The organism is Pantanalinema rosaneae CENA516, assembly GCF_050753385.1.
In the GTDB taxonomy this organism is placed as follows: Bacteria; Cyanobacteriota; Cyanobacteriia; order Leptolyngbyales; family Leptolyngbyaceae; genus Pantanalinema; species Pantanalinema rosaneae.
In genome coordinates this window covers 1-15,274 of record NZ_JBLZFZ010000098.1, presented here as the reverse complement: position 1 = coordinate 15,274, position 15,274 = coordinate 1, and the positions used below count along the sequence as shown (strand labels likewise).

The following is a 15,274-nucleotide window of genomic DNA, read 5'->3' as shown; positions in this document are numbered from 1 at the left end:
AGATGTGTATAAGAGACAGTGGTAAGGCTGCCGGTGGCGATGGTAGATCGCTGGGCTGCGGAAAGCCAGGGGCAGATGGTGCCGGGGGAGTGCCACTATTGTTGACAGCCGGGGTTGCTGGAGCCGTGTTGTTGACAGGGCGGCTAGGAACCGTTGTTTGACTGGGAGCGCCATTCGGTTGCTCGCTCGTTCTGCCGGGAGCGATCGGCACAATCACATTCGTCGGTGAACTTTCCAAGGTTGGAGTGTTTGGCAACAATGGGGGTTCAGCCGATGGCGCTGGAGCGGACTGACTAGCTTGCGAGATGGCGGAACGAGCCAATCCAGGTGGCATAGACCACAGCAAGCCAGTGGCTAGAAGAAAACTGGTAATTGTGAGCGATCGATACAGCATGTTGACAGAATGGCAGGCAAAGTCAGGAATTATTACTAGCTCTTTTCTAACTCCTCATCATGCCATCAGGTACGGTAAGTGCCTACTTTTAGACAAAATTAAAATTTAATTTTAAAAAGGGCTTGCCAAACTAGAGAAGTTATCGCTAATATAAGACTCGCTGCGTTCCTCAGTAGCTCAGTGGTAGAGCGGTCGGCTGTTAACCGATTGGTCGCAGGTTCGAATCCTGCCTGGGGAGTTTAATTTTTGATCACCTGTTTGCTTTCAACCATCTCGTTGCTGGCTAATCGTCAGTTACTGTTAGGCTGACTGAAAAGGATGGCTGGTGAACAATGACGGATTCTCGATCCATGGCTGGCGATCGCTCCCCAGTGATGCCTGGTAATTCCCCGACTGGCTGTCAACAATTTTGGGCGATCGACCCGGCGATTACTTTTCTCAATCATGGTTCGTTCGGAGCCTGTCCATTCCCTGTGCTGACCGCCCAACAGCAATGGCGGGAACGGATGGAACGTCAACCTTTGCAGTTTTTGGGACGGGAGATTGAAACCCTGCTGGATACGGCTCGGAGGGAGTTAGCGGTCTTTGTGGGGGCAAATCCCAACGATTTAGCGTTTATTCCGAATGCCACTACGGGAATTAATGCGGTGCTGCGATCGCTCCAGTTTCAGCCCGGAGATCAACTACTGACAACTAACCATGAATATAATGCCTGTCGCAATGCTCTGGATTATGTGGCTGAACGGGCTGGTTTACAGGTTGTGGTGGCAAATGTATCGTTCCCGAGCGCGACCTCCGAGCAAGTGGTGACCGCCGTACTGGAGCAAGTGTCTCCCAGAACTCGACTGGCGTTATTGGATCATGTCACCAGTCAAACAGGGTTAGTCTTTCCGATCGCTCAATTGGTGCAGGAATTGCGCGATCGCGGGATCGAAACTCTGGTAGATGGTGCCCATGCGCCGGGGATGCTGCCATTAAATCTACAAGCGCTGGGGGCAACCTACTACACAGGGAACTGCCATAAGTGGCTGTGTGCGCCTAAAGGGGCGGCGTTCTTATATGTCCAGCCCGATCGCCAGTCTCAGATTCGTCCGCTCACAATTAGTCATGGTGCGAATTCTCCCCGCTGCGATCGCAGTCGGTTTCGGCTGGAGTTTGATTGGATGGGGACGGATGATCCTACCCCTTACCTCTGTGTGCCGGAAGCGATTCGCTGGTTGGGGTCGTTATTACCCGGTGGTTGGTCACAGGTAATGGCACATAATCGGGCACTGGCGATCGCCGCCCGTCAACTCCTCTGTACGGCTCTAGAACAGCCGCTACCCTGTCCCGATGACATGATTGGCTCGCTAGCGGTAGTGCCGCTCCCAGACGGGGACTGGCAGGTGCTTCAAACGGCTTTATGGGAGCAGTATCACATTGAAGTGCCAATTATTCCCTGGTTGACTCCTTCTAGTCGGCAAGTGCGGATTTCCGCCCAACTTTACAATCATCTTGACCAGTATGAATACTTAGCCAAGGCATTGCTGGAGTTACTTTAGTTAAGAATCGACATGAAACTTCAGACAACCGTACATTTCTTTAGTTCTCAGTAACGGTGGCGGGGCAATCCAAACCCATCAGACGTTCAAATAATTTATTGAGAGAGAATATATTCTATAATACTTGTAGTGAGTTCCTGCTTAAGGGTTTTCACTGAGTAGACACGGTGCGATCGTTGTTGCTTGGAGAAGGTTCTTTTAAGGTGTAGGTAGATTACCTCGTGTTTTCTATATCAAATTGATCAATTGCTTTTTCTAACTCCGGTTTAACAAACAATGAACACATGCCCTTGTTGCTCTGAAACGTTGCTACGTCATGCCCGTCATAGTGGGGTGTATTGGTTTTGTACTTACTGTTGGCAAGAAATGCCCGTTTTCGATCGAAAAATTGCTGATGTTAGTCAACTTTCAGCCTCTTTTTCTGATCTCGTTAAGTCTTTAGTGACCCGCTAACTGATGGCTAGACCAGCGGCTGTAGAATCCGTGTTAGGTGTCTAGCATTTATCCCTAAACTGATATCGCGATCGATCTGAGGTAACTCTCGGGCGATCGCGATTTTTGTATTTTACGTTTGATGAGGAAATCGGCTAGTTTCCAGTAACGGTATTATAATGTGCGGTTGCAAATTAATCTGAATTGATCGATCTTGCTATTGTGACTGCAACCCTCAATCACTATGAATTTACCCTTTGTTTTAGATATTGCGATCGGTTTAGTTTTTATTTATTTAATCCTGAGTTTGTTAGCGTCTGAGCTGCAAGAGTTATTGTCAACCTTGCTACAATGGCGAGCTAAACATTTAAGAGATTCAATTGAAAATTTATTTGCCGATGCCAATCAAGATCCAGAGAAAGCCGATGAGTTAAGCCAACAAACTCAAGCATTGGTAAAACGGATTTATGATGATCCTTTGCTGAGAAATGTTAATCAGGAAGCGAAGGGTCTTTTGGCGATCGGATTTCGCCGGATTACCTGGGGCATAGCTCATTTGTATCAAAAAATTTTGCATAGGCAGGAGGGTGATTTTGGCGATCGGCGGAGTGGGCCGTCCTACATTGCTCCCGATACCTTTGCCACTACATTTATGGAAACGCTGGGGTTGCCAGTGTTAATCGAAAAGTTGGTAGAGTCACGCCTAGAGAAATTTGCTACCAAGATTTTGGAGGGAATTCACCGAATTGCGGAACAGGCGTTATGGGATCTGAATCAAAATCGTAATTTTCAATTATTAGAAGCCGATTTTACCGATATTGTGCAGGACTTTAACAATAATGAAGCAACCTTATTAACCTGTATCGATCGTCTATCAGAGAGCCTGGATATTTACATTAAGTCATTGCCTGTAGAAACGACAGAATCCTCGCTATATCCCTTATTTTCCGATCGAGTGCGCTCATTTAAATCGGGCTTATTTGGGACTAAAAATGAACGGGCAATTTTAGCCGGTGGTTTACAACCAACGTTGATGGAAATGGTAGAGATATTGGATTCTGCCAGTCGAGTCCATCAAGAAATTCAAGCGGCTTTTGCCGATCGCGATAGCGCCACCTATCAGAAAATCAAAGCCAACCTGGATCATCTGCCAGATTCAGTCCGAGCGAGCTTTGCCGCCTTAGCCCGCCGCGCCTATACCCGCAAAAAACAAACTGAGAGTAATATTAATCAGCTTCGAGAGGAGATTTCTGTTTGGTTCGATCGCTCTATGAGTCGCGCTTCAGGTGTGTATAAACGGAATGCAAAAGGGGTCGCGATTTTACTAGGGATTTTGATTGCCATTACGACTAACGCCGATATGTTTCATATTTTTGGTCGGCTCTCTAGCGATGAAAACTTACGCCAAATCGTCACCTCACGCGCCAGTCAAATTGTTCCCAGCCCAGATGTCCGACCCAGCCCCTCAGTAACCTCTCAGCCACCTCGTGAAACTCTTCCTAATACCGCTAAATTGCTCAATACTCAAACTAACTTGCAGCAAGAGCTAGAAGCAATTAAAAAGCAAACAGACCGTGTGTTGCAGGATATTACATTGCCCTTAAGTTGGAACTTGAGTAACTTAACCCAACAATTTCAGTGTGCTGATACCGAACTATTTTCCGCGCCATTAACAGACACTTCATCAATCCAACAACCTCAACTTGAGGCTACTGAATCTTTGCCAAAGTTGTCTTCATCCAAGGACAATCTGCCACTTTCCAAGTCATTAGGAGTATGGGATCAATTTATTCAGCAATGTTTGTCGGCAGAGGACAAACAGAAGTTAGTTGCTGCATCGATTCCCCGACAGGTTGTGCAAGTCCCGCTCAGTAAACCCTTTTCTACGCTCAAAATTATCCTGGGTTGGCTACTCAGTGGCATTGCGATCGCTATGGGGGCACCCTTCTGGTTTGATTTGCTCAGTAAGGTAATGAATGTCCGTAACACTGGCAGTAAACCCGCGCCTATTGTGCCTGAGGATCAACCAAAGTAACGTAGAGCGCTAAATCAACTTCTCTAGTTCTGTTTGTAGGGCTTGTGTGAGGTCAGCAACCGCTTGTTTGGCATTCCGTCGTCCTCCCTGGTAGGACTCCCAGCGATCGGACACGGAAAGGGGTTGACCAATTGTTACTACAGCCGCTTGATTACCTAACTTGGGGCGATTGAATGGGCTACCTCCCTTAATCCGGGCAATCATATCCCACATTAACAGCGCCGTTTCGGCAAACCGCTCGGCACTGGGTTTTTCTCGTACATAGTTTCCGGTCACTGCCACAAAACTTTCCACGATCCGCATGTGCCAAACCCGTAAATCAGCTTCCTCTGCCACCCGATCGGCTAACCCACGATCGAGCAAAGAAATCTTCTCCGGCTTCAGGTCATCCCGGTAAATATAATCCCATCCCGCTTGTTCCAACCGCCGACAGCGATCGATGAAGCTGCCTTTTTTGTTTTGTAAGCCAAAGTAGTCTTCCGCCACCTGAAGGGCGACATCCAGCAAGGCATTGAGCCGAGTCATTAACTGCTCATGGGACGTGGGTAACGCGGAAGTGGCATTGGGTAGAGTTTGATGGTAGAAGCGCGTGTAAAACTCCTCCATTTTTACCAGTACATGGCCACCTAGACGATAGAGCCGTTCATATAATTCCGTTTCATTCCCGATCGCCGTTGTGGGGTCAGCAGGAGCTAATCCTGTATCGCTCTCTAGCCCGGTTAATAGCTGTTCTACGGCGCTCCAGGGGGGTGAAATGTAGTGATACTTGATCCCGATCGGCAGAATTAACACTTGCTCTGAGCGTCCCGCCTTGCGGATGTCTTCCTCTCCCCAAAACGCCAGTTGGCTAATGCCGGGTTCCAGGGGACTAATCACCTCACTATGCCCATTCGTGGCTCCTTCCGGTGCCGCCGCCAGGGGATACTGTCCATTCACGAATAAATCACGGGCAGACCGCAGCCCGATTAAATCAATTTTGCCCCGATGGATAGGAGTGCCGCCGAGCTGGGAATACAACCAACCCATCCGTTCGCCTGCCCACAAGGGGATGCCGCGATCGTACATAAAGTGAGAATGGATCGGCTGATTGAGCTTAATCCCCTGCCGTTTTGCCACCTTGGGAACAGCTTTCCAGAGTAAATGTGCCAGACACAGCGGATCATCAGCACTAGGATGCCGGAATGCCAGGAGCAAGCGGATTTTGCCTGCCTGAAATTGCTGGTATAAATCGACCAGCGTTGCGACATTTTCCGTATCAATGTGGCGAAGGGCAGTTCGCGATCGCAGGTAAAGGGGAAGTAACCACTGTACCCCACGCACGATCGTCGGATTCAGGGTGGGTGGGATAAACTTCAGAGGGGGTTGTGCTTGACGGATCGGACTAGACAAGGATGGTTCTCCTGATAATCCAAGGGCGGACTAAAACCCAACGGCTTGATCAAACCGAATCATTTCCAAACTGCGATCGCCGTACACTCCTTCAATTTGTTCCCGGCAGCAGTCGATCGCGAAATCGTTCAATTCCTCAGGTTCGATACCATACATCTCTGTAAAGGTAGTAGCTTCCACGCGGCAGAAGCGGGGCCGATCGGCGTAAATCTGGCACTCCCGATTGGCATGGTCAAAATGGATACACCAACCATCCTCGCCAATCAGACTGAGATATAGCACTAACTCTTCTGGCGCTAAATAATCTGCCAGATCCGGTCGATCGCTGGGATCCAGGTGGCAACAAGCACCACATTGTTTAACACAACACCAATTAGCCATTTGATTTATCCATAAAAACAACAGATTTATAGTTTTGTTAACTTTCTTAGGATCGTAGGCACCGCCCGATAAGATAATTAATCGTTACACCAGAGTTATAAAAACTCAACTGGTTGGTTACCTGACTCAGCTTGGGAGGCGAAATGGAGTTTATTAGTGGTCTTGTAGGTGGCATTAATTGGGAAGCCATTGCGCAGTTAACGATGTTGGCAGCCATTGTGATTGCTGGGCCTGTCGTGATCTTCCTACTCGCTGCTCGGGGTGGAGACCTCTAGCTTTATCGACACTCCGGGGTAGCTCCCTTGGTGTTGCCTGAAATAGGCTGTATTCAAAGAAGGTTTACAAGTATGAGAGAGTAGCAACAAGTCCGGCTTAGGTCGGGCTTTTTTTTGGGTTGGCGGGAGTCGCGGGTGGTCTAAGTTGCTGAATAAACGTTTGTAAGATTTGGACATACTCCGATCCGGCTACTGCCATAAGATCATTGTGCCCCGCTCCTTCTATCACAACCCATTGTTTCGGGTGGTTAGCATGGTGATACAACGTCTGCCCATGATGGAGCGGAATCACCCGATCGGCACTCCCATGAATGATTAATACCGGACAGTTCACCCTTCCGATCTTACTCAAATTATCAAATCGATCGAAGGGGAAAATCGGTATCCGGGTAATCACTCGAAATGTTGTGGTAAACGCATTCTCCAGAATTAAGCCTGCGATCGGCACTCGGCTGGCAAGATCCACACTGGGCCCACTGCCCACTGATCGCCCGTAGACGATAATGCGGTCAGGTGGGATGTGTAAGGTCGTGGTTAAGTATTCATAGGCAGCATTAATGTCCTGATAGGTTGTCTGTTCCGAGGCACTACCCGGACTGGTACCATAGCCCCGGTAATCGTAGGATAAAACGGCAAATCCCGTACTATGCAGCGCTTCCAGCGTCGATCGACTATCGCCTAAGTCCTCCGCATTCCCATGACTGTAAAGGATGGTATAAGTGGCTTTGGGATTGGGCAGATATAGTGCCGTAATTTGCACCCCATCCGAGGTGGTCAGTTTCAGGGTGTCCGGCTGATCCTGATAGCTGGCAGGCTGCGGCTGAAAGATCATCCGGTCGGCAAAGAAATAGGCATAACCGCCCAGGGCTAAATAGATGAATAGGATGGACTTTAACACTCGCTTTGCAGAAAATTCTCCCCAGAGTAGCTGTTTCAGTCGTTGAGATCTCTCTCGCCCCATTGTCCTGACCCTCTACGCCTGTACCTGGTCTAATGCCGCGATCGCGGCTTTGATCAGGTGATAGTAATGAGGTTGTGACACATCTACTGGCTTAGAACCGTTGGTGCTGGTGGTCAGTGTGCCCATTTTGTGACCTTGTTGTACCGCCAACAGATGTCCTTGGGCATTACGAATTCTTAACTCTTTGCCATGCGGTAGTTCCAGGAGGCTGCCCTGATAGGGGCGATCGTGATACAAAAATTCGGTTTGGATTTCTGCGTCTGGTTTGGCGGCTGTCTGGGTCGCGGGTCTAGCTCCGACCAGTTCTAGTTGAATTTCGACCGAGCCATTCCACTCATTCAGCCGTAAGCGATAGGCAATATCGAGATGAGTCGGTAAGGGATAGTAGTCGCCCCACCGCCAAGCGACCACGGATAGCTTCCGTTGTCCCGCTGCCCCCTCCTGGCTCACACTTAGCTTCAAATGCCCTTTGCTAATTTTTCGTTGCTCCCAAACGCGGACATTGGCTGACCAAAATATCGGCTCCGGATTGTCGATGCCGCAGGGATGCAAGACATCCAGTTGATCAAACAAGCTGAAATCTGCATTGGCTAATGGACTTTCGGCATCGATCGTCACTAAGGGTTTCAGGAGTTCCGGTGCTAGATGGTGATGGGCAAAGGTGCGGAGCCGCGATCGCAGTTCTGGTAAATTCTCAGCTTTAAGGGAAAACCCACCGGCAGCTTTATGACCGCCATGTTTTTCCAGCAGATCTTTACAAAACTCCAGGGCTTCAAACACATGGAACTCGGGAATACCGCGTGCCGAACCACGAATATGCCCATCGTCTTCATTGGTGCCAATAAATACCGGCACTCCATACCGCTCTACCAGACGGGAGGCGACAATCCCAATCACCCCATGATGCCAACCGGGATTGATCACCACCAGCACCCGATCGTCCTGCACATCAAAGGTTTCTGAGAGCGCGATCGCTTCCTGTTCAATTTCTTCACAATACAGTTGCCGCTGGCGATTGATTTGTTCACACTGCATTGCCCGTTCCAGTGCCACACCGGGATCATCGGTTGTCAGCAAATCAATCACCACTTGCGGATCTGCAATCCGACCGACCGCATTAATCCTCGGCCCTAAGCGAAAGCCGATCGCCTCCGGTTTGAGATCTTTACTGCCACTTAGTCCCGATACCTGAACCAACGCTTTCACTCCTTCTAACTGGGAGTTGGGTAGGAGTTGTAAGCCTTGTTTGACCCAACGACGATTGACTCCCGTCAGTGGCGCAAGATCCGCGATCGTCCCTAAGGTGAATAGTTCTAATAACGTTTGATTCAACTCGGGTCGATTAAAGCTATTTGCCAGGTAAACCGCCAAAACATAGGCAACCCCAACTCCTGCCATGCCGCGATAGGGGGAAGTTTCGGGGATCAATTTTGGATTCAGAATCGCATTGGCTGGGGGCAGTTCCGGTGGTAGATCATGGTGATCGGTGACAATCACGGTGAGCCCTAACTCGCGGGCGCGGGCGATCGGGGCATGAGCCGCAATCCCATTGTCTACGGTGAGAATCACCTCTACACCTTCATCATGGAACTCTTCCACCATGCGTTGATTAATGCCATAGCCTTCCTTCATGCGGCTGGGAATGGCGTAGTCTACCTGACCGCCGAGAAACCGTAATGCCCGGAGCAATAATGCGGTACTGGTCATGCCATCGGCATCATAGTCACCACAAATGGCAATCCGCGATCGGCGATTGATCGCATTGATCAGGAGTTCCAAACTTAACGGTAAGTCAGGGAATTCTACCAAAGGTGAAGGTAACTCTTCGGTATCGGGATGCAAAAAAATCTGTGCCTGGTCTGGTGTCGTAATTCCCCGGTTAACTAACACTTGAGCGACCAGGGGCGATAGATCCGTGGCGGCGGCAATCTGGTGGGCTAAGTCAGGTTGGGCAGTGGCGATCTGCCAACGTTGAGCCGGAACTTTGGTTGGAGCAGCACTAATCACTTGGGTTCAGAGGTGAATTTAGTAGACAAATGAATACAGTAAGCGGTAAACAACCATTCTGTTTATTAATTCTGTTTAACCACCTAAAAGGCATGACCCATATTCTTATCAGAACTGATGTTCGTCAGGGGTGATCAATCATACGCCATTCCCGCTAAAGCAAGGTTTGATTACGGGATCAGCCAAACCTCGTATTGCACCTCTATGGTTTGACCGAGCAGATCGGAAATTAGCCCGAGGTACGATCGACTCAAGGTGCAAAGATAAAGGAAATCTAAACTATCTCTCTATTCGTACTCGGTACGAAGTAGGCATCAAATGTCCTCTGCTGTTAAGGCTTTGGCGATCGCTTTCATTGTTTTCACCCTACCGATCGATGCCGCCATTGGCTACACTCCACCTAATCGCGGTGGTCCAAACTCTAGTCAGGGTACGGGGACGCGATTATATTCTTTGTTTCTGTCGTTCTATGATTCCTGACCAAACCTCTGATCCAGTCCGTCAACAAGCACTAGCCGCGTTGACAGCCATGTTTATTGCCCAGGGGCATCCGACCCAGTATGCAACTCACATGGCAACGGCAGCAATTTTCCAGACCGACTTAGAGCTGAGAAATGCTCAACTGTCTCACTTACTGGGATGGCTACAACAGCAATATCCAGAGATTTATCAAGAAGCTTTGAAAATTGTTGAACAGACACGCCAGGAGTTTGAGCAACGGGTGCAAACGGGTTAGCGGTGCGATCGCAATCAGGTAAGAGATCAGTAATTACACTGAGCTTGCATCGCTGAATCACTCGGTTATCTCAACCATAAAATCACTTTGGCGCGATCAGCTTAACATTTCTTAGTGAATTTTATATATAACATTATTCAATTCCGGCTAGAGATCCGTAATTGCCCTGCTTATCCCACCGGGGGGTAAATTAGATTCAGTGTTTGTGACGGGTTTTTCTTTCAGCCAAATGTCTATTCTCAGGAGAGTAAAGCCTAATCCCTAGAGGGTAATTGTTCTCAGGGTGAGGCATACCAAGTTCCAGTTATTCATTGCAAGGGATTTAGAACAATGGCTGTTGAAAAAGTAAACTCTTCCTCTAGCTTGGCTGAAGTCGTCGATCGCATTTTGGACAAAGGCATTGTGATTGATGCTTGGGTGCGCGTCTCCCTGGTTGGGATTGAACTGCTCGCCATCGAAGCCCGTGTGGTGATCGCGTCTGTGGAAACCTATTTGAAGTATGCCGAAGCTGTTGGCTTAACCACTCAAGCCGCAGTTCCCGCTGCATAGCAATTTGGACGCGCTGGGACTCTGTACTTTCAGTGGCTGGTTTGTACCCCTGGGGCTGACATCCCGCTTGTAAAAGCTTGTCATGCTTCACGGCAAACCGTTTAACTGGAATCGAAACAACAGATCTCCCAGCGTTTTTAGCTTGTTCATCATTCCCAGTGAAGTGGGAGGAACCTTTCATGAAGTCTTTGAGGGACTCCTGGCAAGCAGAGAGACAGCAGCGCCAACAGCAGGTGAGCGATCGCCAGGAAACCGTTGCTGACCTGTTAACAACCATGCAGCAAGACCGCGAACAGCAGGCATCCCAACTCTGGGAACGCTTGAATCAATTTCGAGCGCAACTGGCAGATTTAGATCAGGCTCGACGGCTGGAATTTCAGGTATTTCAAGCTGATTTACAGCAATCCCATTTAAATTTGCAGGCTCAAACTCAAGCGTTTCTGGTCGCGATGGCGGAACATCGGCATGTTCAGGCTCAGCAATTGGCGGCGGAACTGCATGTCTTTATCCAGGGGTTGCAGCAGCGCACTGCCCAATTCCTATCAACGATCGCGGCTGATCGGTCGCTGATGGCACAACAGTTAACGCAAGAATTACAGACCTATCAGCAAAATTTGCAAGCATTGGTACGATCGCTGCGTCAGCAAATGCAGGATGACTTAGCCGATCTCAAAGCGGATACCCAGGCCTTCTTGCTCGATCGAGGGCAGTTACGTCACCAGAGGCAGCAGCACCAGCAGCAGGAATTAGCCAATTTTATGGATACCCTGCGATCGGATGTGCAGAATTACCTGGGTGAGATGGCAAGCTTGCGGCAGCAACGGGCTGACCAACTCTCGCAAACCTTAAGCCAGCAACGAGCCGAACGCACCGAAGAATTGCAAGCCATGTTCGATCGGTTGGCAGCCTTTCGGACGGAGTTACGGCAGTTTCATCAAGGATTACAACAACAGGTATGGGGCGATCGCCAAGAAGTGGCTACCCAACTGCCTGAGGTGGCTCCACCCGTTGCTGCGTCAGTCAAACTGCCATCGGCAATGCCTGTAGCGAAACCGGCAGCATCTAAACCTAGCTCGAAGCCTGCTGTGAAATCGACCGTTGTGCCGACTCGCCCCGTGGCAACCTTACCCACGAAAGTCACGCAACCCCAGCGAGGAGTGCATCCAGCGACCAAGGCAGCAAAATCGCCGGTTAAAGACGAGATTGCTTACGAAAAAGCCGTTTATAGCTTTTTACATACCTCCCAAGGTGCCCGGTTGACCCAGATCGAATCCTCATTAGGAATCAATCGGTTTCAAGCCGTAGATGCCCTGCGATCGCTGATTAAAAAAGGCTTGGTAACTCAGCGCGATCGTGTCTATCACATTCAAGGCGACTTAGTATCCTCATAACCAGGTTCGGTGGTTGGTGTTGCCTTGAGACTAACCACTGATTTTTTCTGACATCATTCCTGACTCGTTCCCTAATTCAGAGGTGAAATCGTGACTACCGTACTTCGAGCCAGCCCCCGCCGATTTGTTAGCACCCCTTCTGTCGAACGGATTGTGGTGCGGGCGTTACGTTATCTGCAATCGGGATTTTCGGTACATTTGCGGGGCCCTGCGGGGACTGGTAAAACAACCTTAGCGCTGCATCTGGCTGACTTAATTGCTCGTCCCATTATGTTGGTGTATGGGGATGATGAATTTACTACGTCTGATTTAATTGGCAATCAATCGGGCTATACCCGCAAAAAGGTAGTCGATAACTACATTCATAGTGTCGTTAAGGTTGAGGATGAACTGCGGCAAAACTGGGTTGATTCCCGGCTGACGTTAGCCTGTCGGGAGGGCTTCACGCTGGTTTATGACGAATTCAATCGCTCCCGTCCTGAAGTCAATAATGTGTTGCTATCGGCGCTGGAAGAGAAGCTATTGGTGCTGCCACCCAGTAATAACCGCAGTGAGTATATTCGCGTCAATCCCCATTTCCGGGCAATTTTAACCTCCAATCCCGAAGAATATTGTGGAGTACATCAGACGCAGGATGCCCTGATGGATCGGCTGGTGACGATTAACATGCCGGAGCCGGATGAATTGACACAGCAAGAGATTCTGGTACAGAAGACAGAGATCGATCGCCCCAGTGCCGCCTTGATTGTTCGATTAGTCAAAGCCTTTCGGACGAAAACGGGTGCCGAAAAGTCATCAGGTCTACGTTCCTGCTTAATGCTGGCAAAGGTCTGTCAGGAACACCAAATTCTCGTTACCCCAGAGAATGCGGATTTCCGGGATATTTGCTCGGATGTGATGTTGTCCCGCGCCGGATTACCGCTGGAGCAAGCCACTAAAGCCCTATGGGAACTGCTGAACGACTTTATCTGTCATGGATACAGTGATGTCGAAGTTGCTGAACCTGTGGTGGCTGTAGCCGACGTACCGACTCCCAACCCAGAGGAGATTGCTCAACACTTAGATGCGTTGGAAGCAGATGCGGCAACGACAGAACCGAGCGTTCCAGTCGCCCAACCTGAAGCGACTCCAGAAGCAACGGTTACTGAGTCACTCATGCCTTACGAGCAAGAAATTCTGGCGTATTTAGAGCAATCTAACGGTGCTAAATTAACCCAAATTGAAAAAGCTCTGAAGCTCGATCGCGTCCAGACGGTTGATACGCTCCGGGCATTGCGAGAACAGGGGAAAGTGATCCAACGCGATCGCCTGTATGTGGTGACTGCTAAGGAAATTGTTCAGGGGGCAAACGCATGACAGTAACCACCCCAACCCTAACGCAGTCTACTAAGGATTCTGCGAGAGCGATTACGACTTCAACCCAGGGTTCCACCTTGGCAGATGTGCTGGAACGGGTGCTGGATAAAGGCATTGTGATTGCTGGAGATATTTCGGTTTCCGTCGCCAATACGGAGTTACTGAATATCCGAATTCGGCTGTTGATCTCTTCTGTGGATAAGGCCAGAGAAATTGGGATTAATTGGTGGGAAAACAATCCCCACTTCAGCGCTCAGACCGCTAGCTTGCTGGAAGCTAATCGCCAGTTACAAGAACGAGTCGAAGGTTTAGAAGCAGAATTGCGATCGCTGCGCTCTCTCCCGGCGGGGGCTGATCAGGCGGTTAGTCCTCAGTCCACTGTGAAGTCTACAGCGAAATAGTGTTTGCACCTATGCTGTGCGCTGTGATGTTAAGGAACGAGCCGGGTCAAAGGGAGATCGCCAATTTCATCTCTCTTTGACCATTTTCCTTCTACCATCACTGGGAAATCCCGCACAATGAAGGTAGGAAATTCCCCCTGAAACCGAGTGACCTCTTCCGAACAACTCCCCGTTCACGCCATTCCCAGTCCGCCTAAAGCCAGTAAAGAGGCGGGGTTAGCACCATTATTGTTGACGGTGATTGAATTAGTGCGGCAACTGATGGAAGCGCAGGTGATTCGCCGGATGGAAGGAGGCGAGTTAAGTGATGACGATCTCGATCGGGCGGCAGAAAGTTTGCGAAAATTAGAAGAACAGGTGGTCAAGCTCTGCGACATCTTTGAGATTGATCCTAAAGACTTAAATATTGATTTAGGTGAAGTAGGCACTCTGTTACCCAAATCCGGCGGCTATTATCCTGGGGAGACCTCTGCCAGTCCAACGATTTTGGAATTGCTCGATCGCCTGCTGAATACGGGAGTGGTGGTGCAAGGTGATGTTGATTTAGGGCTGGCAGATATTGATTTGATTCATGCCAAGTTGCAATTAGTGCTGACCTCCAAACCAATCTAAACTCTATGGGTTACGGACTTTACTTATACGGAATTTTTCCTCTCCCAGGACCGGAAGACCTATCCCTGGAAGGCTTGGACAAACAACCCGTCCAGTTACAGGTGATCGATGGGTTTGCCTTTTTGTATTCCGAGGCACAACAGGAGCGCTATCTTGCCAGTCGCAAGAATTTACTGGGACATGAAAAGGTCCTGGAACAGGCGATGGCAGCCGGATATAGAACGTTGCTGCCGCTTCAATTTGGGCTAATTATTGAAGACTGGGCGATGGTAACGCAGCAGTTAACCCAACCGCATGGAGCCAGTCTGCACCAGTTATTTGAAAAATTGGCTGGTAAGCGGGAAGTTGGGGTTAAGGTGTTTTGGACGCAGGATGCTGAGCTACAAGCCTTGATGGATGAAAACCAGACTCTGAAAGCGCAACGGGATGATCTGGAAGGCAAAAATCTCAGTATGGATGAGGTTGTGAAGATCGGTCAGGCGATCGAGAAAGCGATGGAAACTCGGAAACAGGGGATCATTGCTGCCTTTCGATCAAGCTTGAATCCGTTAGCCAGCGAGATAGTCGAAAACGACACGCTGATGGAATCGATGATTTATAACGCCGCGTATCTGATTTCCTGGGATAGCGAACCCGACTTTAACCATCAAGTGGAAGCCCTGGATCACCAATTCGACCAGCGCCTCAAGATCCGCTACAACAACTTCACGGCTCCATTTAATTTCGCTCAAATCGATCGGCTGGAATAGGATCAAAGTAACACCTCACTTCCCCATCTCCCCATCTCCCCACCTCCTGTCTCTTATACACATCT

Annotated in this window: 15 protein-coding genes, 1 tRNA gene and 1 pseudogene; 12 read left to right on the top strand and 5 right to left on the bottom strand. The window is 49.3% G+C overall.

Annotated elements, in window-relative coordinates; translation table 11 throughout:
- Positions 1–394: pseudogene (locus tag ACN4EK_RS30775) on the bottom strand (hypothetical protein); the annotation flags it as partial.
- A gap of 166 nt (positions 395–560) precedes the next feature.
- On the opposite strand from ACN4EK_RS30775, the gene ACN4EK_RS30770 reads away from it, so the two are divergent.
- The 3 genes from ACN4EK_RS30770 (at position 561) to ACN4EK_RS30760 (ending at position 4,402) form a co-directional block, all read left to right on the top strand.
- Positions 561–632 (top strand) — tRNA-Asn (locus tag ACN4EK_RS30770).
- Between the two features lie 94 nt (positions 633–726).
- Positions 727–1,935: an aminotransferase class V-fold PLP-dependent enzyme gene (locus ACN4EK_RS30765; protein ID WP_431662258.1), complete on the top strand. Its 1,209-nt coding sequence runs from the start codon at positions 727–729 to the stop codon at positions 1,933–1,935.
- Positions 1,936–2,611: 676 nt separating this feature from the next.
- Complete coding sequence (locus ACN4EK_RS30760; protein WP_431662257.1) at positions 2,612–4,402, top strand: hypothetical protein; 1,791 nt, start codon at positions 2,612–2,614, stop codon at positions 4,400–4,402.
- Positions 4,403–4,411: 9 nt separating this feature from the next.
- Here the strand turns inward: ACN4EK_RS30760 and ACN4EK_RS30755 are convergent, their stop codons facing one another.
- Positions 4,412–5,791 (bottom strand): 1-acyl-sn-glycerol-3-phosphate acyltransferase, encoded by a 1,380-nt coding sequence (locus tag ACN4EK_RS30755; protein WP_431662256.1) that lies wholly within the window; start codon positions 5,789–5,791, stop codon positions 4,412–4,414.
- Positions 5,792–5,821: 30 nt separating this feature from the next.
- Positions 5,822–6,172: a YkgJ family cysteine cluster protein gene (locus tag ACN4EK_RS30750; protein ID WP_431662255.1), complete on the bottom strand. Its 351-nt coding sequence runs from the start codon at positions 6,170–6,172 to the stop codon at positions 5,822–5,824.
- 143 nt (positions 6,173–6,315) lie between these two features.
- Here ACN4EK_RS30750 and psb30 point away from each other — a divergent pair, with 143 nt between their 5' ends.
- Complete coding sequence (gene psb30, locus ACN4EK_RS30745; protein WP_431662254.1) at positions 6,316–6,447, top strand: photosystem II reaction center protein Ycf12/Psb30; 132 nt, start codon at positions 6,316–6,318, stop codon at positions 6,445–6,447.
- A 97-nt stretch (positions 6,448–6,544) separates the two neighbouring features.
- Here the strand turns inward: psb30 and ACN4EK_RS30740 are convergent, their stop codons facing one another.
- Both ACN4EK_RS30740 and recJ read right to left on the bottom strand, forming a co-directional pair.
- On the bottom strand, positions 6,545–7,345 hold the full coding sequence (locus ACN4EK_RS30740) for an alpha/beta hydrolase (protein WP_431662253.1): 801 nt from the start codon (positions 7,343–7,345) through the stop codon (positions 6,545–6,547).
- Positions 7,346–7,420: 75 nt separating this feature from the next.
- Positions 7,421–9,415 (bottom strand): single-stranded-DNA-specific exonuclease RecJ, encoded by a 1,995-nt coding sequence (recJ, locus tag ACN4EK_RS30735; protein WP_431662252.1) that lies wholly within the window; start codon positions 9,413–9,415, stop codon positions 7,421–7,423.
- 318 nt (positions 9,416–9,733) lie between these two features.
- On the opposite strand from recJ, the gene ACN4EK_RS30730 reads away from it, so the two are divergent.
- The 8 genes from ACN4EK_RS30730 to gvpF all read left to right on the top strand — a co-directional run bounded on the left by ACN4EK_RS30730 (position 9,734) and on the right by gvpF (position 15,209).
- Positions 9,734–9,895: a hypothetical protein gene (locus ACN4EK_RS30730; RefSeq protein WP_431662251.1), complete on the top strand. Its 162-nt coding sequence runs from the start codon at positions 9,734–9,736 to the stop codon at positions 9,893–9,895.
- Entirely contained in the window at positions 9,885–10,151 is a 267-nt protein-coding gene (locus tag ACN4EK_RS30725) for a hypothetical protein (protein ID WP_431662250.1), read from the top strand. Before ACN4EK_RS30730 ends, ACN4EK_RS30725 begins: the two co-directional genes overlap by 11 nt.
- 330 nt (positions 10,152–10,481) lie before the next feature.
- Positions 10,482–10,700 carry a gas vesicle structural protein GvpA gene (gene gvpA / locus ACN4EK_RS30720; protein WP_431662249.1) on the top strand — a complete coding sequence of 73 codons (219 nt, stop codon included), beginning with the start codon at positions 10,482–10,484 and terminating at the stop codon, positions 10,698–10,700.
- 179 nt (positions 10,701–10,879) lie between these two features.
- Positions 10,880–12,091, top strand: a complete 1,212-nt coding sequence (gene gvpC, locus ACN4EK_RS30715; protein ID WP_431662248.1) for a gas vesicle protein GvpC — start codon at positions 10,880–10,882, stop codon at positions 12,089–12,091.
- 90 nt (positions 12,092–12,181) lie between these two features.
- On the top strand, positions 12,182–13,447 hold the full coding sequence (gene gvpN / locus ACN4EK_RS30710; protein ID WP_431662247.1) for a gas vesicle protein GvpN: 1,266 nt from the start codon (positions 12,182–12,184) through the stop codon (positions 13,445–13,447).
- Positions 13,444–13,848: a gas vesicle protein gene (locus ACN4EK_RS30705; protein ID WP_431662246.1), complete on the top strand. Its 405-nt coding sequence runs from the start codon at positions 13,444–13,446 to the stop codon at positions 13,846–13,848. Before gvpN ends, ACN4EK_RS30705 begins: the two co-directional genes overlap by 4 nt.
- A gap of 147 nt (positions 13,849–13,995) precedes the next feature.
- Positions 13,996–14,460, top strand: a complete 465-nt coding sequence (locus ACN4EK_RS30700; protein WP_431662245.1) for a gas vesicle protein K — start codon at positions 13,996–13,998, stop codon at positions 14,458–14,460.
- 5 nt (positions 14,461–14,465) lie between these two features.
- Entirely contained in the window at positions 14,466–15,209 is a 744-nt protein-coding gene (gene gvpF / locus ACN4EK_RS30695; RefSeq protein WP_431662244.1) for a gas vesicle protein GvpF, read from the top strand.
- Positions 15,210–15,274: the final 65 nt, after the last annotated feature.